We start from the raw sequence: 19,236 nt of genomic DNA on the forward strand, positions 1-19,236 counted from the left end.
GACTGCAACGCAGGCGAGCAACGAGAAAGAGAGCGCACGACCGATCATTTCGGTAAATTCGGCTTTACCGGCTTCTCTTCTTTCTCCTTTTTTCGCTCCTCCGCAGGGATGTTCGGCGGGAAGCCGTTCATCTGGCGCCAGATCTCGTAGCCGATCGGCACCGTATCGAGCATGACCCATCCGTTGACGCGCGAGCCGCGACGAAGAAAGGGTTCGCTGGGCCAGTCGTCGAGGGACACCGGACGCACGAGTACGCGGAGCGTGCCGTCTACGTTCTGCTGGGGATCCACCGCGGCGACTTCGCCGTCGAAGACGTTCACCGAGGCCGCCCGCCAGCCGGAGAACTGAATCGCAGGCAACCCTTCGAACTGCAGACGTACCGGGCGCCCGACCGTGACCAGGGGGACGTCGAGACCGCGCACGTTCAACTCGACCGCCAGGTCGTCGGTATCCGGTATCAGCTCCAGCAGCGGTTGGTCCTGCTTGACGTAGTCGAACTCCCGATTGAACAGGATGCGATGCACGATGCCGTCGGCCGGAGACAGAACTTCGTTCGACAGTTCGAATTGCGAGATCTTCGTATCGAGTTCCGCGAGCTCCTTTTCGGCGAGCGAGACTTCTCCCAGCGCTCCCTGAACGAGCGCGGCGATGGACGAGATCTTCGCTTCGGCTTCCTGCCGGTAGCGATCCCGGTCCAGTTCCTTCGACGCCAGGGACCGCGCGGAGGCGGCGAGGTACTTTTCCGCCTGCTCGCGTTTCAGCGTCGCCGCACGGCTTTCCGTTTCCGCCTTCAGCGCCTCCAGGCCCGATTTGATGCCCTTGTCGGCCAGGGCCTTCTGCGAGCGATAGTTCTGCGTGGCCTGGCTTTCGTACGCGATCGCCGAGTCCAGATCCCGCTGCAGGGCCTCGATCTTCGAACGCATCTCATCGACGAGCGCGTCGGCCGAGGCGAACGTCTGATCGCGATAGGTCTCGATCAGCCCCCCCTGCTCTTCGTAGAGCCGGACTTTGACGCGGGCCGCTTCGAGCTTCTGTTCCTGGCTGACGCGCTGCAGCTTTAATCGTTCCAGGTACTGGGGGTCGTTGTCCTCGATGCGGAACAGGAAGTCCCCCTGCTTCACGCGAGAGCCTTCGAAAACCGTATCCGACACTTCGACGATGCGTCCGGAGATGCGAGCTTCGACCGTCGCCTGGCGTTCGTACGGCGCGAAGGCGGAGACCATCCCCGTGCCGCGCGATGACTGCTGCCAGGGGAGAAAGAGCATCGCCCCCGCCGAAAGAATCAAGATCGCGAAGAGCGCACGACCCATGCGCCTCGCCGCGAGGGACGAGCGCACGAGCCGCATCGCCGGCAGTTCGAGCGTGCGAGTCGGCAAAGCCATCAGCATGGGAAGTTCGCGAACGAAAGGTATCGCGCTCAGGCGTGAGTCAGGTCGGGGGCGGACGAAGTTTCCGGCGAACGATTCGCATTCCCGCCCGGCGCGGTTCGCCGGTGCGTACGCAGCAGGCGATCGAACTTTCGCTGGAGGTCGCGCCGCCCGGTGACGACGATCAGGGTCCACGGGTGCGATCCGTCGCAGAGGCGATCGAGGATCCGCTCCGCCGTGTCGTCCGGCAACGCGTCGAGCGTGCCGTCGATGACGAGCAGCCGCGGCGCCGCCAGCGTCGCCCGGGCGATCGCGAGCCGAATTCTCTGCGAACGGGAGAGAGGGACGCCGTCGGTGAGCAGTTCGGTCTGAAGGCCTTGCGGCAGCGCGTCGACTTCCTCGTCGAACTCGGCGTCGACGAGCGCCTGCCGGAGTTTGGAGTAGCTTCCGCTCGGCGCGGCGATCGCGAGGTTCTGTTCGAGCGTCCCGGCGAAAATCTCTGGATCGCCGACGAGTACCGCCTGTTCGCGCAGCGAGTCGGGCCGCACGGCCCGCAGGTCGACGCCGTCGATCTCCACGTGCCCCGAATCGGCGTTCCGCAATCCGACCAGGGCTTCGACGAGGCGACTCTTTCCGCTTCCGGGCGGTCCGATGATCGCGACGCGTTCGCCCGCTTCGATGGTGACGCGTCCCGCCGCTGATTCCTCCTCCAGATCGTCCCCGAAGCGTCGCAGGTCGCTCAGTCCGGCGGCGTCGAACTCCAGGGCGGCCGGGTCGCGAAGGGAGGGCAGCACGCGCAGGCGCTGGTCTTCGAGAGGAAGGTCGAACAATTCCCCGATTTTTCCCATCCCGGCCATCAAGTCGTAGAACGACTCGATGTGTTTTCCGAACTTGGCGAACGCGCCGACGATGGTCGCGATGATCAGTTCCGAGGCGACCAACTGGCCGAGCGATAACTGCCCCTGAATCACCAGCCAGCCGCCCAGGCCCAGGAGGGCCGTCAGCGCGACCGCCTGCAGGGCGATGGCGAAGGCCGACTGGCGCAGCACGACGCCGAACTGATCGCCGCGATAGTGCAGCCACTGGACGGCCAGGCCGTCGGCGCGGTCGAACGCGTAGCCCGCTCCGCGCGACGACCGAAACAGGACCGGGTGTCGCGCGAGTTCCTGAAGCCACGCGGCCGTTCCGTACTTCGCTTTGGACTCTTTGATGGCCGTGCGAATGCCGCCCGCCCCGAGCGCGAAGATCGTGATCGCCATGCCCGCGAGCACGGCCACGCTGAATCCGATCAGGAACGTATGGTAGAAGCCGAGAACCACCATACCGATGAGCGTCTGCAACAGGATCGCGATGCCGTCGAGCAGCAGCGTCGCCGTCGCCTTCTGAACGGTGACCACGTCGAAGAAGCGGTTCGCCGTCTCCGGTCCGTACTTCTCGCGCCAGACGCTCGACGGGACCCGCGGCAGACGATAGGCCAGATCCTCCACCGCCCTGACGAAGAACCGTCGCTGGAGCAGTTCCACGACCCAGATCTGGACCAGCCGCACGAGTCCGCCGAGGCCGAGGAACGTCAGCAGCATCAGCGAGAGCACGAACAGCGGCTGCACGAACTGGCTGAACGCGACCGTGTTCACGAGCGCCTCGACCGCCAGCGGGGACGCCAGCGCGAGGCTCGAGACGACGAGCGAAAAAATCGCGACGAGGATGACGTCGCGGCGCTCGAGCTTCAGGAGCGCGAACCCTCTTCGCAGCGGCGAAGGGGTCTTCCCGCTGCCTGACAGCGCGGACATGCCGAGCGCTCGATAAGGGAGCGTCGCCTGCCCCAGCGTCCACTTCGCCTGGCCGAAGTCTGATGCAAGCCGCTCGACCTCTCGCGGAGAGACGACTCGCGGCGCGGCGAGGCCGGAATAGAGCGTCGCCTGCACCTTGTCCTTGTCGCTCTGCGCCAGCACGCAGATCGTTTCCGAGCCGCTCGCACCGACGACGGCGAACGCCGGCGCGCCGCTGCGCACCGCGTGGTGGACTTCCTTGAACGAAGCATCGATCGTCCGGCAGTGCAGGCCCGTCGTGCGCGCGACCTCGACCATCGCCTGGGACCAGAGTTCCCGGAGGGGTTCGTCGACGGTCTCCAGAATCTCGTGGACCGCGTACCGGGCCGAGTGACGGTCGAAATGGACGCCGCACGCCTCCGCGAACGCTTCCGCGGCCGCGAGGACGGTGTTATCCGCAAGTCCGGTCGAACCCGCGATGCGGGGCTCGGCCATCGGACGGATTCCGGACAGAGGGTCGGGAGTCGGGGACGTCATTCGGTCGGCGTCTGAGGGCGAAAGCGCTGGCGTTTATTAAATTACGTTCATTCTCGGCTCGTTGGCACGTCTATATTTCCTATGAGCCTATCGCTTCTGCTTATATCCTTCGTCGGGTCGTTCATGGACTGGCTGAATTTTCACCAGCTTCTGTACTTTCGTGAGGTAGCGCGGGCCGGAACGATCTCCGCGGCCGCGCGAACGCTTCACGTTTCGCAGCCCGCCGTCACCGCTCAATTGCGGCAACTCGAAAAGCGACTCGCCGGCCCTCTTTATCGACGGAAAGGGAACGGACTCGAACTGACGGAACTGGGACGGACGACGCTCGCCTACGCGGAGGACATTCATGCGCTCGGACGGGAGTTGTCCGCACGCGCCCGGGAAGCCCGCGAGAGGACGCCCCGGCTGCGCGTCGGCATCCCGGACACGATTTCGAAATGGGTCGTCAATCGGCTGCTTTCGCCGATCTTCTCTCGCGCCGACGGGACGTGGCTTTCGGTCCGCGAAGGCTCGCTCGATCGACTGGTCGACGAACTTCTCGATCACCGGACTGATCTCGTGGTCAGCGACCGACCCAACTTCGCGTACGAGGCGAAGCGCCTGCGGCAGACCCTGCTGCGCACGTCCGAGGTATCGCTATTCGGAACGGCTCGGCTGATCGAACCCCTGCGCGAACGGTTTCCGCAGTCGCTGGACGGCGCTCCGTTCCTGCTGCCGGGCGAGGACCTGCCGATGCGTCGCCGCCTCGACGAATGGTTCACCGAGATCGGCGTGACGCCGAAGGTCGTCGCGGAAGTGGACGACAGCGCCCTGCTCAAGGTCTTCGGCAGCGAAGGACACGGCATCTTTCCGGCTCCGACGTGGGTCGCCGAAGAAGTGATCGCCCGGTACGACGTCGCCGAACTCGGCGCGGCGAAAGGCCTGAGCGAACAATACTACGCCCTGACCGCCGCGCAGCCATCCAGAATCACCGCGATCGACGACCTGCTCCTGAGTTTCGCCCCCGGACTGATCGACCGTCCGGGAACGCGGGCATGAAGGCGATCGCGGCGGATTACGCCTCGCTGTAGGCGATTCTGCGGCGTCCCCGTTCGACCTCGGGATCCGGGATCGGAGCGGCGGAGAGGAGCGACTGCGTGTACGCGTGTTGCGGCGATGCGAACAGCTTCTGCGCGGGAGCCAGTTCCACGATCCGCCCGCGATACATCACCCCCACGCGGTGGGCGATGTGCTTCACCACGGCCAGGTCGTGCGCGATGAAGAGATAGGCGAGCCCGAATTCCCGCTGTAGATCGGTCAGCAGGTTGATCACCTGGGCCTGGATCGAGACGTCCAGCGCGCTCGTCGGCTCGTCGCAGATGATCAGCTTCGGATCGGCGGCCAGCGCCCGGGCGATGCCGATCCGCTGTTTCTGCCCGCCCGAGAATTCATGCGGATAGCGGTTGATCATCTTGGGGTTCAGCCCCACGACGTCGAGCAGCCGCATGGTCTCCAGCGTCCGCTCGCGGGAGTTCTTCTTCCCCAGAAGCCGCATCGGTTCGCTGACGATGTTGCCGACGGTCATCCGCGGATTCAGCGACGCGTGCGGATCCTGAAAGACCATCTGGATCTCGGGAATCCCGCCCGGTCGAACGTGAGCGATCGAGCGACCCTCGTACAGGACGTCGCCGGCGGTCACCTCGACCAGTCGGGCGATCGCCTTGGCGGTCGTCGACTTGCCGCAGCCCGATTCGCCGACGAGGCCGAGAGTCTCGCCCGGGAAGATTTCGAAGTCGACCCCGTCGAGCGCCTTCACCGTCGGCGCGCTGCCGAACAGGCTGGTCGAGCCGAAGTGAACCTTCAGCCCGCGGACCTGCAGCAGAGGGAGTCCTTTGGACGATTCGCGACCGTCAGTCATGAGCGCTCTTTCGCTGTCGAGCGAGTTGCTTCGGGATTTAGCAGCTTCAATCTGTGTGCCATGCCCACATCGCCGAAGGCAGGGCGGGCATGCAAAGGGCCGGCCGAACCTGCCATGCCCACCCTGCTGCGCGACGTGGGGATGGCACGCATGCACCACGTCGAACGATCACCTGATTGCTAGGCTGTTCGTTCAGCGAGGGGAATCGCGTTCGCCGGCTTGTGACGGATATCGAACCAGCAGGTCTTCTCCCCTTCGCCGTCAGGTCGCGGCATCAGAGGCGGACGTTCCGAGACGCACTTGTCCGGTTCCATGTAAGGGCACCGTGGATGGAACGGGCATCCGCTGGGGGGACGCGTCATGTCGGGCGGCTGGCCTTCGATCGGGATCAGCCGCGTCTCCGTCGAATCCCACCGCGGCACGCTCTTCAGCAGGCCCAGCGTGTACGGCATGTAGGGCTGGCGGAAGAGGTTCGTCGCAGGCGCCCGTTCCACGATTCGCCCGGCGTACATCACGATCACGTCGTGACAGACGTTCGCGACCACGCCCAGGTCGTGCGTGATGAACAGGATGCTCGTGCCGAACTCTTCTTGCAGTTCCCGCAGCAGGTCCAGAATCTGCGCCTGGATCGTGACGTCGAGCGCGGTCGTCGGTTCGTCCGCGATCAGCACCTTCGGATTGCAGAGCAGCGCCATCGCGATCATCACGCGCTGCCGCATGCCGCCCGAGTATTCATGCGGGTAGCTGGCCAGGCGCCGGCGGGCGTCGGTGATGCCGACCCGTTCGAGCATCCGGACCGCATGCTCGCGGGCCTCCTTCGCGGTGTGGCCCAGGTGGCGCCGCGTGACCTCGGTCAGTTGCTCTTCGATCGACAGGTACGGATTCAGGGCCGTCATCGGCTCCTGAAAGATCATCGCGATGCGACTGCCGCGAATTCGTTCGAGTTCTCGCTCGCCGGTCTTGAGAAGATCGATCCCCTCGAACCACGCCTCGCCGCCGACGATGCGGCCGGGAGGCTCGGGAATCAGCCGCAGCAGGGCGAGATTCGTGACCGATTTGCCGGAGCCCGATTCGCCGACGATGCCGAGCGTCTTGCCCGGCATCAGGTCGAAGCTGACGCCGTTGACCGCCTGAACGACGTCTCCCTCGTCGACGCGGAACTCGACCCGCAGGTCGCGTACGGAAAGCGCTGGCTCCGTCATGAGGCCTCGAAGCGGCGAGGGAACGTGATCGACGCGGCAGGCGCCGCAGTGACGAGTCTACGTTCCCCGGGCGCCTCGAACCAGAACGGGCGAGCGGAGGGCGTCAGCCCTTTGTGTTCGAATCGACAAGAGCGTCGACGACCTCGGGGGACTGTCGTCCCCCGCTCAGGAAGGAAGAGCGACTTCACTCGCCCGCTGCCGCCGCCGACTTCGGGCGGCAGTAATCGAGCGCGAGCAGCGCGAAGGAGGTGGCGAGGTTCGCGTCGCCTTCCATGAAGCGCTCGTTCTCGTTGGCCCAGGATCCGTCGGGCTGCTGACGCTTGATCAGCTCCGCGGCGAGCTCCTTCCGCCAGTCGTGCTTGACCCCTTCGGCGTCGGTCAGCAGGTCCTGCCCCGTCGCGTCGAGCGCCTTCGCGAACGTGTGGTAGTAGTAATACAACCCGGCGTTGCCCTGCCCCGGATGGTCCGTGACGGAGTAATGCTTCGCGATCCAGGCGGTCGCCGCCTTCACGCGCGGATCGTCCTTGTCGACCCCGGCGTAGAGCATGCTCTTGAACCCGGCGTAGGTCATCGAGCCGTAGCTGTCGAGTCCGCCCGCCGCGTTCTCGCGATCCGATCCGCGGCTGTCGAGGACCGGCGTGTAATAGAAGCCGCCGTCGTTGACCTTCGCCGAGAAGGGCGTGGTGTTGTACTGCGATTCGAGGTTCTGGCAGCGCGAGACGAAGACCAGCGCCTTCTGGATGGCTTCGTCGTCCTCACTCGCGCCGGTCGCCTTGAGCGCGTCGAGCATGAAGGCCGTGTTCGACAGGTCGGGACGCGTACTGCCTCCGTAGCCGGAACCGCCGTAGGAGTAATCATCCCGTTCGACGTTCTCGCCCTCGTCGATCTGGGCGCCGCGGATGTAAGCCTCGGCTTTCTCGATCTGTTCGGCGTACGTCTTCGCCGTCGCTTCCGTCGACGTGAAGCACATGATCGCGGCGCACGTTTCGTAGTTCTTGGTGAACGCCTTCGGGGCGTAGATGCCGCCGTCTTCCTGAGCCAGGCTGGCGAGATACGCGAGCCCTTTAGCGACCGCCGGATCCTCGGCCGGACGACCATGCCGAAGCAGGGAGGTCACGGCCAGCGACGTGGGACCTGAGCCGACCTGACGGGAGAACGAGCCGTCCTCCGCCTGGCCGCTCTGAGACAGATAGGCGATCCCCTTCTCGACGGCGGTGGCGAACGCGGCCTGATCGGGACCGACGGCTTCCTGAGCCGCGAGTTGCGGGGCGACTGCCCCGACGAAAGGGGCGGCACAGACGATCGCGATCGAGGCGCAGGCGCGAAACGTGAACGGCATCATGGAACTTCCTTCAGCGAGTCGGGAATCGGACGCCTGCGTCCGCGACACGGCGTGTCGGGCGCGAAGCGACGAACGGACGGGCTGATCGAAAGCGGAGCTAGGTGCGTGTCGCACGGACGTGCTGCATGCCCGGCGGTCGGAATCCTCGCGGAAACGACGATCAGGCCGCGACAGTTTCGCGAAACTCGCTCCCGCAGGCGATGAAACCGCAGGGCGTGGCTAGCGTTCGATCGGTAAGCAGGCGACGGAGATCGCCGACCGCAGTTTCTCAACCCCGCTCGGCCCCGTCAAGTTTCGCAGCCCGCAAGGTTCGACCGAATCGACGCGCGCGTTCGAACTATCGCGCTCCGGACCCGACCGGCTCGAATCGCTCGGAACGCGGCACGATCGAGGAGCCGCGGAAGCGCAGTTCGCGCAGCGTCTCCAAGGCCTGGCGGAATTTCTCCTGCGTCCCTGAGGGACAGTGCAGGTAGAACGCGTCGAGCGGCGAACCGAGTCCGCGCTCGCCGCTGCAGTAGAGCAATAGCCCCCCGCCGCTCCGCTCGACCCGGTCGATCTCGTTCCAGAGGACGCGACGCTTCCAGAAACCTTTCCGGATGAGCACGCCCTGCGGCTGAAAGGTGAACCGCGTCGGCACGAAGGAGGGAATCCCCGAGGCGATCAGCACGGTCAGCGCCAGCGCGGCAACGCCAGCATGCAGCCAGTAGGCGATTCCAGCGGTCGCGACCGCTGCGAGCACGCCCCAGGCGAGGAACGTCAGCGGCCGCTGTCGGACGGGCCATGTCGTCGACTCGAGCGCCGGCAGCTCCGCCAGCAGGCTCGCGAACGATCGATTGGAGGATCCGACGCTCGGCATGACTCTCTCGAAGCCTCGGTTTTCGCCTTCGACCAACGCTGGTTGACGCAAGCGGCGCGAAATCTAGTGTCGCAGATCGATCCTCTATACCAAAATCTTAACGTTTACCGGAGGATAATCTCGCATAAAGGTTTTTCGTTCGCGCCTCGCCGCGAGGGTCGGCAGAGAGAGTCGACCACGCAAGCGTCGCGACCCGGCCTGCTGATATATGTCTCGAGATGGCCGTTCGGTTACGTGAAATCGGCGGCCGCGAATCGGTTTCTCCCGCTTTGCATTCCCCGTCGGTCGTTCCGGCCCAGCCTGCGCCGCACGCAACAGGAAAGAGGGGAGACGCCTGGCGCGCCTCCCCTCTTTCGTACTTATCGTCCCGATCCGGGCGCCGGCATGAAGCGCCGGAAAAGCGTCACTTCATGACGACGTACCGCGAACCCTGCCCCGTCTTCACCAGAAGGAGCGCCCCTTCTTCCGGATCGACCTGCTTCAGCATGGCGACGGCGGCTTCCGCGTCCACGACATCCTGACGATCGACCTGGACGATCGCCATTCCGGGACGGAGCCCCGCCGCGGCGGCGCGACCGTTCGGATCGACGTTCGAGATGACGATGGCGGGAGCCTTCGCCAGGCCGAGCGACGCCGCGGTCGCGGGATCGACGTCGGAAAGGGTCAGGCCCCAGTCCTTCGCCTGGACTTCGTTCTCCGGACCCGAGCCGCCGCGGGTCGGTCGCGAGGCGACGCCGTAGTCCGAAGGCTGTTCGGCAGGAGCGACCGAAACGTCCTGACGCTTTCCGTCGCGAACGATCGTGACGACGCTCTTCGTTCCGGGCTGGACCTGTTCCACGGCCAGTTGCAGCGATCCGGCGTCATCGACGTTCTTGCCGTCGAAGCTCAGGATCACGTCGCCGCGACGCAGGCCGGCTTCAGCCGCGGGAGCGCCTTCGAAGACTTCCGAGACCACGACGCCGTCGCCTTCGGGGACGCCGAGCTTTGCGGCCAGTTCAGGAGTCACCTCCTGAATTCCGACGCCGAGGTACGACCGGCGAACCTTCCCCTCTTCGACGAGTTGCTTGGAGACCCACTTCGCCATATCGACCGGGATGGCGAAGCCGATTCCTTCGTTGCCGCCCGAGCGGGAGTGGATAGCCGTGTTGATGCCGATAACGCGACCGTCGAGGGTGACGAGCGGGCCGCCGCTGTTGCCCGGGTTGATCGCCGCATCGGTCTGGATGAAGTTTTCGCGGTCGTTGATGCCGATGCCGCGATGCTTCGCGCTCACGATGCCGGCGGTGACCGTCTGTTCGAGACCGAACGGCTGGCCCAGCGCGAGGACCCAGTCGCCGACTTCCAGCGCTTCGCTGTCGCCCAGTTCCGCCGCGACGAGGCCCGTGGCGCCGGAGATCTTCACGACGGCGAGGTCGGTCTTGGGGTCGGTGAAGACTTCGTCGGCGACGAATTCGCGACCATCGCCGAGGCGGACGGTCACCTTTTCCGCGTTACGGACCACATGGTTGTTCGTCAGGATGACGCCCGCCGCGTCGATGATCACGCCCGAGCCGAGCCCTTCGCCCGATTGCGGTTGAAACTCGAAGCGCTGCATCCCCTGGCCGCCGTTACCAGGGCCGCCATTGCCGGGGACGCCGTTCTCTCCGAAGTACTTCTCGAATGGCGTGCCCTCGAACGGATTGCCTCCGAAGCGCCGTTCGAACTCCTCGAACGGAATGCGCTGGCCTTGTCCTTGACCCGGACCGCCTTCGCCCATGGTCATCTCCTGCGGACCGACGGTGGTCTCGATGGCGACGACGGAGGAGAGCGCCTTGCCCGCGGCGAAGCGGAAGGCCTGCGACAGATCGTTCGCCGAAGCGATCCCTTCGCGAGCCTTCTCCGGCGCGACGGGAGGAACGGAGGCGTCCGCCGCGACGGCGGCGTAGGTCCGCGATTCGATGTCGCCGCGCATGATCGCGGCGCCGAGCATGCCGCTGCCGACGCATCCCGCTCCGATAGCGACGCCTGCGGCAGCCCGACGAAAGTAAGTGACTCTTCGCATTTCTGAAAACTCCTGACTCGATTCGAAGTCGGACGTGTCGATGTCTGGCGCGGTCGGTCGCATCGGCGACGCCGCGACTGAGGACGTGGGAATCCTTCGCCGGGCCCAGCAAGGCCCGCGGCGGAGCGCGACCGGTTCGGACCGCGCGACTCCCGCGATCGTTCGCGGAAAGACCCGGCGAAGCGACGGCGAAGAAGGGAATGGCACATCGCGTGCCTAATGTCTTCGCCAGGTCGAAATGCGAGCGCCGCGAGGCGCCGAGGCGACGCGGGATTCGCGGCGCTGCGTGCGGCGTCTGATCGCGGCGAAGGGTCGCGTTTTTCCTGTCCTGTACGACGCGTTCGACGCGTCGGTTCGCGATCGGCGACAGGGGGCGCGAACGAGCCCCGCAATTCGTCCGATCGCATCCGGCGAAGACCGGCTAACTTTTTCCTCGCGGAAGATCGCCGCCTTCGGCGTGGCATAATGCCTCGGCGGGGGAGTTCCGCCCCGACACCTTTCGAAGAGACTGCGACGACCTCATGAAGGTCACCTTCAAACTTCTGATCGTTTACTTCTTCGCGCTGCTGCTGATGACGGCGGTGTCGAGCTATCTGACCGTCTCTCGTATCTACGAGAGCTACGAGATCAGCCACCGGGCGCTGCTGGACAGCGTCGCGGACGAACTCGAGCGCGATCTGGAGCAGGCCTTCGCCCTGCAGGGGCCGTCGGGTCCTCCGCGCCTGCTCGAAGAGCGTCGGGACGATTTCGACGCCCTGCTCGGCGGTTCGAACGTCGCCGCGGTCGAGCCGTTCCCCACCGAGGTGCGGCTGAAGTACGCGTCCGCCGTTCCGCAGGTCCTGCGGGCGGTGTGGGTGGACGGCGAAGGCCATCGCATCCTCACGGTCTATCGCCCGGTCGTGCATGGCCCCGAAGCGATCGGCGCCCTGGAACTGACCGGCTCGATCGACGCCCTCGACGAGGAAGCCCGGCGAACCATTCTGCAGAACCTGGCCCTGCTGGGAGCGGCGGCGACGCTCGGGCTGGCGATGGCGTATGCCGCCGGCGTGAAGTGGATCGCCCGGCCGCTCGATACGCTGATCGACAAGACCCGCCGCATCGGTCAGGGCGACCTGAGCGGGCCGGTCACGATCCAGACGCGGGACGAATTGAACGAGCTCGGCCGCTCGATGAACGAGATGTGCGACCGGATCGCGGCCCAGCAGGATGCCATTCGACGCGAGACGGCGGAGAAGCTCGCCGCGACGGATCAACTCCGTCATGCCGACCGGCTGAAGACGGTGGGGCGCCTCGCGGCAGGCATCGCGCATGAACTGGGGACGCCGCTCAACGTCGTCTCGGGTCGGGCAGGGATGATCGCGTCGGGCAATCTTTCGCCTGAAGCGATGCAGTCGAACGCCGTCATCATCAAACAGGAGTCGGAGCGCATCGTGCAGATCGTGCGGGGGCTGCTCGACTTCGCTCGCCGCAAGCCGACGCAGACGCTGGAATTCGACCTCGCCGAACTCGTCGCGCGGACGACGCGGCTGCTGGAGCCGCTGGCCGAAAAAGCGGGAGTCGCCCTCGACGTCAGCGGCGTGACGACGGACGTCGGAGATGCACAGACGACGGTCGTCGGAGACTCCGCCCAGATCCAGCAGGCCCTGACGAACCTGGTGATGAACGCGGTACAGGCGTCGCAGTCAGGCTCCGTCGTGCGGGTACGGCTGGAAGAGCGGACGCTCGATCCGGCGGCGTTGCCCCCGGCGAGCCTGCGGGTCGGTATGGTGCCCGATCCCGGAGCTGCTGCGGCGAACTACGTAACGCTGATCGTCGAAGACGACGGTTCCGGTATCGCGCCGGAGAACCTCGCGCACCTGGTCGAACCCTTCTTCACCACGAAGGACGTCGGCGAGGGGACGGGGCTCGGGCTCTCGATCGTTTACGGCATCGTGCAGGATCATGGCGGCTGGCTGGAGGCGGATTCGACCGTCGGCGCCGGCTCGACCTTTCGTATCGTCCTTCCGCGGGAGAGCGGCGAATGACCGGACGGATACTCGTCGTCGACGACGAGCCGAATATGGCCGACCTCCTGCAGGAGGACCTCCGGCGACGGGGCTTCGACGTCGATGCGTTCACGACGCCCGAGCAGGCGCTCGCGGCGCTGCGCGAACGGGACTACGACACGCTGCTGACCGATCTGCGCATGCCGCGGATGTCGGGCCTGGATCTCTGCCGCAAGGCGGCGGAACTGAAGCCCGACGTCCCGGTCGTCCTCATGACCGCGTTCGGCAGCATGGAATCGGCCGTCGAGGCGCTGCGCGCGGGGGCGGACGACTTCATCACCAAGCCGGTCGAGCTCGACCTGCTGGCGCTGACGCTGCAACGCTCCATCGACCGGGCGCGGATGCGTGACCGGGTGAAGACGCTGGAATCGGCCCTCGATGAGTCCGCCACGTTCGGCGAACTGGTCGGCGAGAGCGATCCGATGAAGCGCCTGTTCGATCAGTTGCGGCGCGTCGCCCCCAGCGACGCCAGCGTCCTGATCACGGGCGAAAGCGGCGTCGGGAAGGAGGTCGTCGCACGGGCCATTCACGAACACAGCCGGCGCAGCGCCGGCCCCTTCATCGCGGTGAACTGCGCCGCGATTCCCGAAACGCTGATGGAGAGCGAACTGTTCGGGCATGCCAAGGGAGCGTTCACCGACGCCCGCACCGATCGGGCCGGCCTGTTTCGCGAAGCGGAGAAAGGCACGCTGTTTCTGGACGAGATCGGTGAGATGCCGGTCGCGCTCCAGGCCAAGCTCCTGCGTTCGCTCGAAAGCGGCATGGTCCGCCCCGTGGGCGGCGCACGGGAGATGCCGTTCGACGTCCGGATCGTGACGGCCACCAATCGCGAACTCGAACAGGCCATCATCGATCAGGAGTTTCGCGAGGATCTCTACTTCCGCATCAACGTCATCCAATTGGAAGTTCCGCCGCTCCGGCGTCGCGGGGCGGACGTGCTCCTGCTCGCGCGGCACTTCCTGAAGATGTTCGCCGCACGTACCGATCGTCCGGTTCGCCGGATCTCCGAGGCGGCGGCGGCGAAGCTGCTGTCCTACGACTGGCCCGGCAACGTCCGCGAACTGCGGAACGTCATCGAACGGGCGGTCGTGCTGACGCAGTTCGACGCGCTGGCCGTCGAAGACTTGCCCGAGAAGGTGCAGAAGTTTCAGCGCGACCGGCTGGAGGTTCCCGGCGCCGTACACGAGGACGAACTCGTGCCGCTGGACCAGGTCGAACGGCGCTACATCGAGCATGTCCTCGAACGGAGCGGCGGGAATCGCACCCTGGCCGCGAAGATCCTCGGCCTCGACCGCAAGACGCTCTACCGCAAGCTGAAGACTTACGGCATGGAGGAGGAGAAGTCGCCGGCGCCGTGAGAGACGTGTTCGAGCTGGCCTGAGTTCTGACGCGCTACCGGATTCGCGGCGCTTCGGCGCCCTTGGCGTTGAACGGCTCGATCCAGAGGAAGGCCTGCTCGGCTTCGTCCATGCGGACCTCGCACTTGAGCTTCGCCTGGTAGAGCAGGTTCTCCATGATCCGCAGGTACGTCAGCGTCTTCTTGGCCGGAAGCGTCACCTTCGCCGCCGTCGGATCGACGCCGTTGCGGGCCATTCCGTTGTAGTCCCACAGAAACGGAATCTGCACGCGGGAACGGATCGCGGCCGCGGAATCGGAGAGCGCGACGTCGGTGATCTCGACCTCGCTGACGTGCTTCGTCAGGTTCGGCGCCGCGGCGAGGACCGATCCCGCGAGCGGCCAGCCGACGGGCCAGACTTCCGGCGCCTCGCTCGCGTCGGCGATGACCAGCTTCGCCTGGTTGCCGCCGATCGAGACCGGGTAGAACGCCAGCCCCGCGGGACGCAGCGCCGCGGCGAGCGCCGTGCCGCAGGCCATCCCCTGCAACTCGTCCTGAACCGTTTCAGGCGACTTGCGAAAGACTTCCTGCGCCTTGGTCGTGACCTCGAACGGGAGACCGACGGCGCTGGTCAGCGTGCGCGCGACGTCGCCCGGACGCTTGCCCGCCGTCGACTCGGGCGCGAGCGTCTTGAGTTCGCCGTGCAGCGCGACGAGTCCTTCCGCCGACAGGCCGAACGCCAGTTTCGGGGCCGCCAGTTCTTGAGCGCCCTGCATGCTGAGCTGGGACGCCCAGGTCTTCACGGCGGCCGCCGAACGGAGCGGGAAGCGCTCGTTGGGAGCGACGAAGCCTTGCGAGCCGTACAGGACGGTCGCATGGTAGCGCCGGCTCGCCCCTTCGCCCGATTCTTCGAGAGCCGGTTCTTCCGACTGCTTCGCAGCGCGAAAGTGGACGCCCTGCATGCCGACTTCAGCGAATTCCTGCGCCAGTTCCTGCGTGGTCGTGATCGGCATCCGCGGACTGACCGCAATCTCGACGTCGACCCGCCCCTGGGCGTGCAGGCTGGTCGCGGCGAAGAATCCCGCGACCGCGACGACGACCGCGGCTGCGGGCTTTCTGAAGTTCATTCCGTCGACCATGGATCGTCCTCGCATCGAGACGTCGAACTGCCTGCCCCGTTCGTTCAGTCTGAACGAAGCGGACGTTCCCGAATAGCACATCGCGTCCTGTGACGAGCTTCGAACCGTGCGGCTCAGTCCTGCTTGATCGACAGGTTGCTGAACAGGATGTCGTACAGATGGGGCGATCCGAGCGTCTTCCGCGCGACGGCGGCGAGCGTGATCTTCACCCCGGCCAGCTTCGGATCGAACAGGTCCTTCGCGTCGGACTTGGCGATCGTCGACCGCAGAGCCTCCCGCATCGCTTCCCGGCGATTCGCGAGCGCGTGGTCGAACTCCGCCAGATGCCCCTCGTCGACGAGACCGAAGAGCTGCGACTCGAACAGGTAGGTCGTTTCGTCCGGACCCTGAAGCGTCACGAAGACCTCGCCCAGGTCGACTTCGACGAGCTGCCGCGGACGCGCGATGAAGGCGATGCCGGTCTCCAGTTCTTCGTCGGTCGGACCGTGCGACGCCGGCGCCTCCGCGGTCGCGCCATGTCCGCCGTGCGAGTCGCCGCCATGCGCGTCGGCGCCGTGCCCGCCGTGAGAACTTTCGCCGTGAGAACTCGCGCCGTGCGAAGATGCGGCGCCGTGGCTGTCGTGACTAGCGGCGCTCCCATGGCCCGAGTCGCTGCCGTGGCTGCTGCCGTGCCCGGAGGAAGCATGGCCGCCGTGACCGCTATCGCCGCATCCGGCGAGCGCGAGCGACGTGAAGACGATGATCGCGGCGAACAAGCTGCGTTGCGTAGGCATGGCGTCTTCAGGCAGAAAGGCAGACGAACGAGAATCCGCGGGCGACGCCGATAAGGCGCCGCCGGACGAGCAAAGATAGCTTCCGGTTCGTTCGCCCGATCCCGCGGCGGCCAAGGCATTCGGGGTCGGCGCCGCCGGCAGAACCGTCATGGACCGTCGTTGTCCGCACGACCGGTCGTGGCTATCTTCGGTTAGTGCGTGTCGCACTCCCATGTAGCGTTCCCGGCGATCTGACTCGCCGCGTATTCGGCGCCCAGGCCGCTACAGTTTCGCGAGACGCGATCTAATCTCGTTCTTCGTCGCGATTCCCCTCCTCTTCCGCCGGTCGCGCTCATGTCCGCCTCTCGACCCGGACCTGCTTCGCCGTCGCCCCGGCCTTCGCGACGATCGTTTCTGCAAGGCGCCGCGGCCGGCGCGGCAGGTCTCGCCGCAGGGTCGTTACTGTCCCGCACCAGCTTCGGCGCCGACTTCCCGGGCGGAAGCGTTCCGGGCGTTCCTATCCGGGCGTTGACGTCGGGGCCGAAGTTTCACTGGTTCGGCTATTACGACAAGGAGCAGTTCGACCCAACGAACCGCTTCGTCCTGTCGAACGAGGTCGACTTCGAACATCGCACGCCGACGGAGGCGGACACGATCGGCGTCGGGATGATCGACCTGGAGAAGGGCGACGCCTGGAAGGAACTCGGACGGAGCGCCGCGTGGGGCTGGCAGCAGGGATGCATGCTGCAATGGGTTCCCGGCACGCCGTCGAGCGTGATCTGGAACGATCGCGAGGGCGACCGGCATGTCAGCCGCGTCGTCGACGTCGCGACGGGCAAGTCGCGGACGCTTCCCAGGCCGATCTACGCGCTCTCGCCCGACGGTCGTTCGGCGGTCACCTCCGACTTCGCGCGGATTCAGAACCTGCGTCCCGGGTACGGTTACCAGGGAATCGCCGATCCGTTCGTCGAAGAGCGAGCGCCGAAAGACTCGGGCATCTGGCGCGTCGACCTGGAGACGGGCGAGGCGAAGCTGATCGTCTCGCTGGCCGACGTCGCGAAGATTCCGCACCAGGGCGCGGCGCTGGGCGACGTCTGGCAGTGGTTCAACCACCTGCTGATCAGTCCCGACGGCGAGCGGTTCATCTTCCTGCATCGCTGGCGCGACAAGTTCGACCCGGCGACGGGCAAGTTCAGCGATCCGTTCCACACCCGCATGTTCACCGCCAAACTCGACGGCAGCGATCTGTTCGTGCTCGATCCGTCCGGACATACGTCGCACTTCATCTGGCGCGACGAGCGGCACGTCTGCGCGTGGACCAAGCCCTACGGCAAGGGCGCGGCGTTCTATCTCTTCGAGGACAAGACCCGCAACGCGGAGGTCGTCGGCGAAGGGATCATGACCCTGAACGGGCACAATACCTACCTGCCCGGCACGAACGGAGAATGGATTCTGAACGACACCTATCCCGACAAGGATCGCCGACAAAATCCGTATCTGTTCCACGTTCCGACCGGCAGGCGCCTTCCGCTGGGGGGCTTCGTTTCGCCGAAGGAATACGCCGGCGAGTGGCGCTGCGACACGCATCCGCGGAGCAGTCGCGACGGGCGGCTGGTCACGATCGATTCGCCGCACGGCGGCAACGGCCGCCAGGTCTATCTTCTGGACGTGAGCGGCATCGTCGGATGATGCGGCGTCGGCTACGCTGAAAGAGCGGCGCCGGAGCCGCGATTCGCGCTGATACAGGGAGCTGATCGATGCAGGTCAAGTCGACCGAGAGCGTGCCGTCGCAGAAGGTCGTCATGCCGGGCGCGAGCGGGTGCACCGTTCGCTGGCTGGTGAGCGACGAGGACGGCGCTCCGAATTTCGCCATGCGGGAATTCGAGGTCGCCGTCGGCGGCTTCACGCCCCGCCATAGTCACCCCTACGAACACGAGGTTTACGTCCTCGCCGGCGAGGGGGTCGTCTACCGCGGCGACGAAGCTCATCCGCTCAAGCCGGGCGACGCGGTCTACGTCGAATCGGACGAGGTGCATCAGTTCAAGAACGTCGGATCCGCGCCGATGCGGTTCCTCTGCATGGTGCCCAACAGCGTGAGGACGTTGCCCGTCACGGCAGCGCCCGAGTGCGAACAGGTCGAACGCTGAGAGTTCGATTCGCGAGGCCGACCCAGGCCATTCACGAAGTCGATACAAGCCTTTCGCGAAGCCGATACAGGAAGAGCGACGATGCGAACGAGCCGCCTGGCGGGAATCGGATATTCGGGAGCGCTGGCTCTCGCGGCCTTCGTCGGATGCGAGGACAAGGCGCAGACGGCGCGCGTCGCCGAGCTTGAAGCTGCGGCCGCCGTCGCCGCCGAGGAGGCCGCCGCCCTGAACAAGGCCCGGGCGGACATGGAGTTCGAGCGCGACAGGGCGCTCGCGGATCTGAAGGAATCGCTGACGTCGCTGAAAGCGGAACAGGCACGCGTGACGGCGATTTCCGAGGAACGAGCGAAGCTCTCGGCCGCGATCGAACAGGAAAAGGAGCTGACCCAGACGGCGAAGCAGGCACAGGCCGCGATCGAGCAGGAGCTACTCGCCGCGAAGACCGCCGCCGAAGCCAAGGATGCGCAAGTCGCTGAGGCCCAGGCGGCCGTCGCCGCGAAGGATCAGGAGATTTCGACGATGGCCGACGCTCTCGCGACTGCGAAATTCGCGGCTGCCGAAGCGAAGACGATGGGCGCCGAGCTGGCGACGACGAAGAAGGCGCTCGAAACTTCGACGGCGCAGGTCGCCATGCTGCAGACGGAACTCGACGCCGCGAAGAAGGTCGCGGGCGAGCAGGCGATCGCGCTCGAAGAAGCCAAGGCCGAAGCCGAAGCGCTCGGCAGGAAGGTCGCCGAACTGGTCGAGCAACTGAAGAAGGCGGCGACCGACGGCGGCGACGAACCGTCGAGCGAAACGCCGTAATT

General features: G+C 65.9%; 15 protein-coding genes. 6 read left to right on the plus strand and 9 right to left on the minus strand.

What is annotated here, in order from left to right:
- Positions 1-44: 44 nt before the first annotated feature.
- Entirely contained in the window at positions 45-1,388 is a 1,344-nt protein-coding gene (locus tag SH602x_RS03055) for an HlyD family secretion protein (RefSeq protein WP_479475404.1), read from the minus strand.
- A 29-nt stretch (positions 1,389-1,417) separates the two neighbouring features.
- On the minus strand, positions 1,418-3,631 hold the full coding sequence (locus SH602x_RS03060) for a peptidase domain-containing ABC transporter (protein ID WP_479475405.1): 2,214 nt from the start codon (positions 3,629-3,631) through the stop codon (positions 1,418-1,420).
- A 123-nt stretch (positions 3,632-3,754) separates the two neighbouring features.
- Here SH602x_RS03060 and SH602x_RS03065 point away from each other — a divergent pair, with 123 nt between their 5' ends.
- Positions 3,755-4,711, plus strand: coding sequence for a LysR family transcriptional regulator (locus SH602x_RS03065; protein ID WP_479475406.1), 957 nt, complete (start codon positions 3,755-3,757; stop codon positions 4,709-4,711).
- 16 nt (positions 4,712-4,727) lie between these two features.
- On the opposite strand, the gene SH602x_RS03070 is transcribed toward SH602x_RS03065, so the two are convergent.
- From SH602x_RS03070 to SH602x_RS03090, 5 genes are all read right to left on the minus strand, one after another.
- A complete protein-coding gene (locus SH602x_RS03070) occupies positions 4,728-5,570 on the minus strand; it encodes an ABC transporter ATP-binding protein (protein WP_479469927.1) in 843 nt (280 codons plus the stop codon).
- Between the two features lie 179 nt (positions 5,571-5,749).
- Positions 5,750-6,772, minus strand: coding sequence for an ABC transporter ATP-binding protein (locus SH602x_RS03075; protein WP_479475407.1), 1,023 nt, complete (start codon positions 6,770-6,772; stop codon positions 5,750-5,752).
- 184 nt (positions 6,773-6,956) lie between these two features.
- Positions 6,957-8,114 carry a prenyltransferase/squalene oxidase repeat-containing protein gene (locus tag SH602x_RS03080; RefSeq protein ID WP_479475408.1) on the minus strand — a complete coding sequence of 386 codons (1,158 nt, stop codon included), beginning with the start codon at positions 8,112-8,114 and terminating at the stop codon, positions 6,957-6,959.
- A 337-nt stretch (positions 8,115-8,451) separates the two neighbouring features.
- Positions 8,452-8,970, minus strand: a complete 519-nt coding sequence (locus SH602x_RS03085) for a YcxB family protein (RefSeq protein WP_479475409.1) — start codon at positions 8,968-8,970, stop codon at positions 8,452-8,454.
- Between the two features lie 403 nt (positions 8,971-9,373).
- Entirely contained in the window at positions 9,374-11,011 is a 1,638-nt protein-coding gene (locus tag SH602x_RS03090) for a Do family serine endopeptidase (protein ID WP_479475410.1), read from the minus strand.
- A gap of 521 nt (positions 11,012-11,532) precedes the next feature.
- Between SH602x_RS03090 and SH602x_RS03095 the strand changes: the two genes are divergently transcribed.
- Positions 11,533-13,035 carry a sensor histidine kinase gene (locus SH602x_RS03095; protein ID WP_479475411.1) on the plus strand — a complete coding sequence of 501 codons (1,503 nt, stop codon included), beginning with the start codon at positions 11,533-11,535 and terminating at the stop codon, positions 13,033-13,035.
- The gene (locus SH602x_RS03100) at positions 13,032-14,414 is read left to right on the plus strand and encodes a sigma-54-dependent transcriptional regulator (RefSeq protein WP_479475412.1); all 1,383 of its coding nucleotides are present in this window, start codon (positions 13,032-13,034) and stop codon (positions 14,412-14,414) included. Before SH602x_RS03095 ends, SH602x_RS03100 begins: the two co-directional genes overlap by 4 nt.
- 34 nt (positions 14,415-14,448) lie before the next feature.
- Here the strand turns inward: SH602x_RS03100 and SH602x_RS03105 are convergent, their stop codons facing one another.
- Both SH602x_RS03105 and SH602x_RS03110 read right to left on the minus strand, forming a co-directional pair.
- Positions 14,449-15,531: a hypothetical protein gene (locus SH602x_RS03105; protein WP_479475413.1), complete on the minus strand. Its 1,083-nt coding sequence runs from the start codon at positions 15,529-15,531 to the stop codon at positions 14,449-14,451.
- A gap of 113 nt (positions 15,532-15,644) precedes the next feature.
- Entirely contained in the window at positions 15,645-16,304 is a 660-nt protein-coding gene (locus SH602x_RS03110; protein WP_479475414.1) for a hypothetical protein, read from the minus strand.
- Between the two features lie 333 nt (positions 16,305-16,637).
- On the opposite strand from SH602x_RS03110, the gene SH602x_RS03115 reads away from it, so the two are divergent.
- The 3 genes from SH602x_RS03115 (at position 16,638) to SH602x_RS03125 (ending at position 19,234) form a co-directional block, all read left to right on the plus strand.
- The gene (locus tag SH602x_RS03115; RefSeq protein ID WP_479475415.1) at positions 16,638-17,972 is read left to right on the plus strand and encodes a twin-arginine translocation signal domain-containing protein; all 1,335 of its coding nucleotides are present in this window, start codon (positions 16,638-16,640) and stop codon (positions 17,970-17,972) included.
- A gap of 68 nt (positions 17,973-18,040) precedes the next feature.
- A complete protein-coding gene (locus tag SH602x_RS03120) occupies positions 18,041-18,430 on the plus strand; it encodes a cupin domain-containing protein (RefSeq protein ID WP_479475416.1) in 390 nt (129 codons plus the stop codon).
- Between the two features lie 81 nt (positions 18,431-18,511).
- A complete protein-coding gene (locus tag SH602x_RS03125; protein ID WP_479475417.1) occupies positions 18,512-19,234 on the plus strand; it encodes a hypothetical protein in 723 nt (240 codons plus the stop codon).
- Positions 19,235-19,236: the final 2 nt, after the last annotated feature.

The organism is Lignipirellula cremea, from assembly GCF_056501455.1.

Excerpts from the sequence above, each read along its gene's own strand:
- SH602x_RS03060 (WP_479475405.1), bottom strand. The coding sequence starts at position 3,631 with ATGGCCGAGCCCCGCATCGCGGGTTCGACCGGACTTGCGGATAACACC.
- SH602x_RS03080 (WP_479475408.1), bottom strand. The coding sequence starts at position 8,114 with ATGATGCCGTTCACGTTTCGCGCCTGCGCCTCGATCGCGATCGTCTGT.
- SH602x_RS03100 (WP_479475412.1), top strand. The coding sequence starts at position 13,032 with ATGACCGGACGGATACTCGTCGTCGACGACGAGCCGAATATGGCCGAC.
- SH602x_RS03115 (WP_479475415.1), top strand. The coding sequence starts at position 16,638 with ATGTCCGCCTCTCGACCCGGACCTGCTTCGCCGTCGCCCCGGCCTTCG.
- SH602x_RS03065 (WP_479475406.1), top strand. The coding sequence starts at position 3,755 with ATGAGCCTATCGCTTCTGCTTATATCCTTCGTCGGGTCGTTCATGGAC.
- SH602x_RS03070 (WP_479469927.1), bottom strand. The coding sequence starts at position 5,570 with ATGACTGACGGTCGCGAATCGTCCAAAGGACTCCCTCTGCTGCAGGTC.
- SH602x_RS03085 (WP_479475409.1), bottom strand. The coding sequence starts at position 8,970 with ATGCCGAGCGTCGGATCCTCCAATCGATCGTTCGCGAGCCTGCTGGCG.
- SH602x_RS03120 (WP_479475416.1), top strand. The coding sequence starts at position 18,041 with ATGCAGGTCAAGTCGACCGAGAGCGTGCCGTCGCAGAAGGTCGTCATG.
- SH602x_RS03095 (WP_479475411.1), top strand. The coding sequence starts at position 11,533 with ATGAAGGTCACCTTCAAACTTCTGATCGTTTACTTCTTCGCGCTGCTG.
- SH602x_RS03075 (WP_479475407.1), bottom strand. The coding sequence starts at position 6,772 with ATGACGGAGCCAGCGCTTTCCGTACGCGACCTGCGGGTCGAGTTCCGC.
- SH602x_RS03055 (WP_479475404.1), bottom strand. The coding sequence starts at position 1,388 with ATGCTGATGGCTTTGCCGACTCGCACGCTCGAACTGCCGGCGATGCGG.
- SH602x_RS03125 (WP_479475417.1), top strand. The coding sequence starts at position 18,512 with ATGCGAACGAGCCGCCTGGCGGGAATCGGATATTCGGGAGCGCTGGCT.
- SH602x_RS03090 (WP_479475410.1), bottom strand. The coding sequence starts at position 11,011 with ATGCGAAGAGTCACTTACTTTCGTCGGGCTGCCGCAGGCGTCGCTATC.
- SH602x_RS03105 (WP_479475413.1), bottom strand. The coding sequence starts at position 15,531 with ATGGTCGACGGAATGAACTTCAGAAAGCCCGCAGCCGCGGTCGTCGTC.
- SH602x_RS03110 (WP_479475414.1), bottom strand. The coding sequence starts at position 16,304 with ATGCCTACGCAACGCAGCTTGTTCGCCGCGATCATCGTCTTCACGTCG.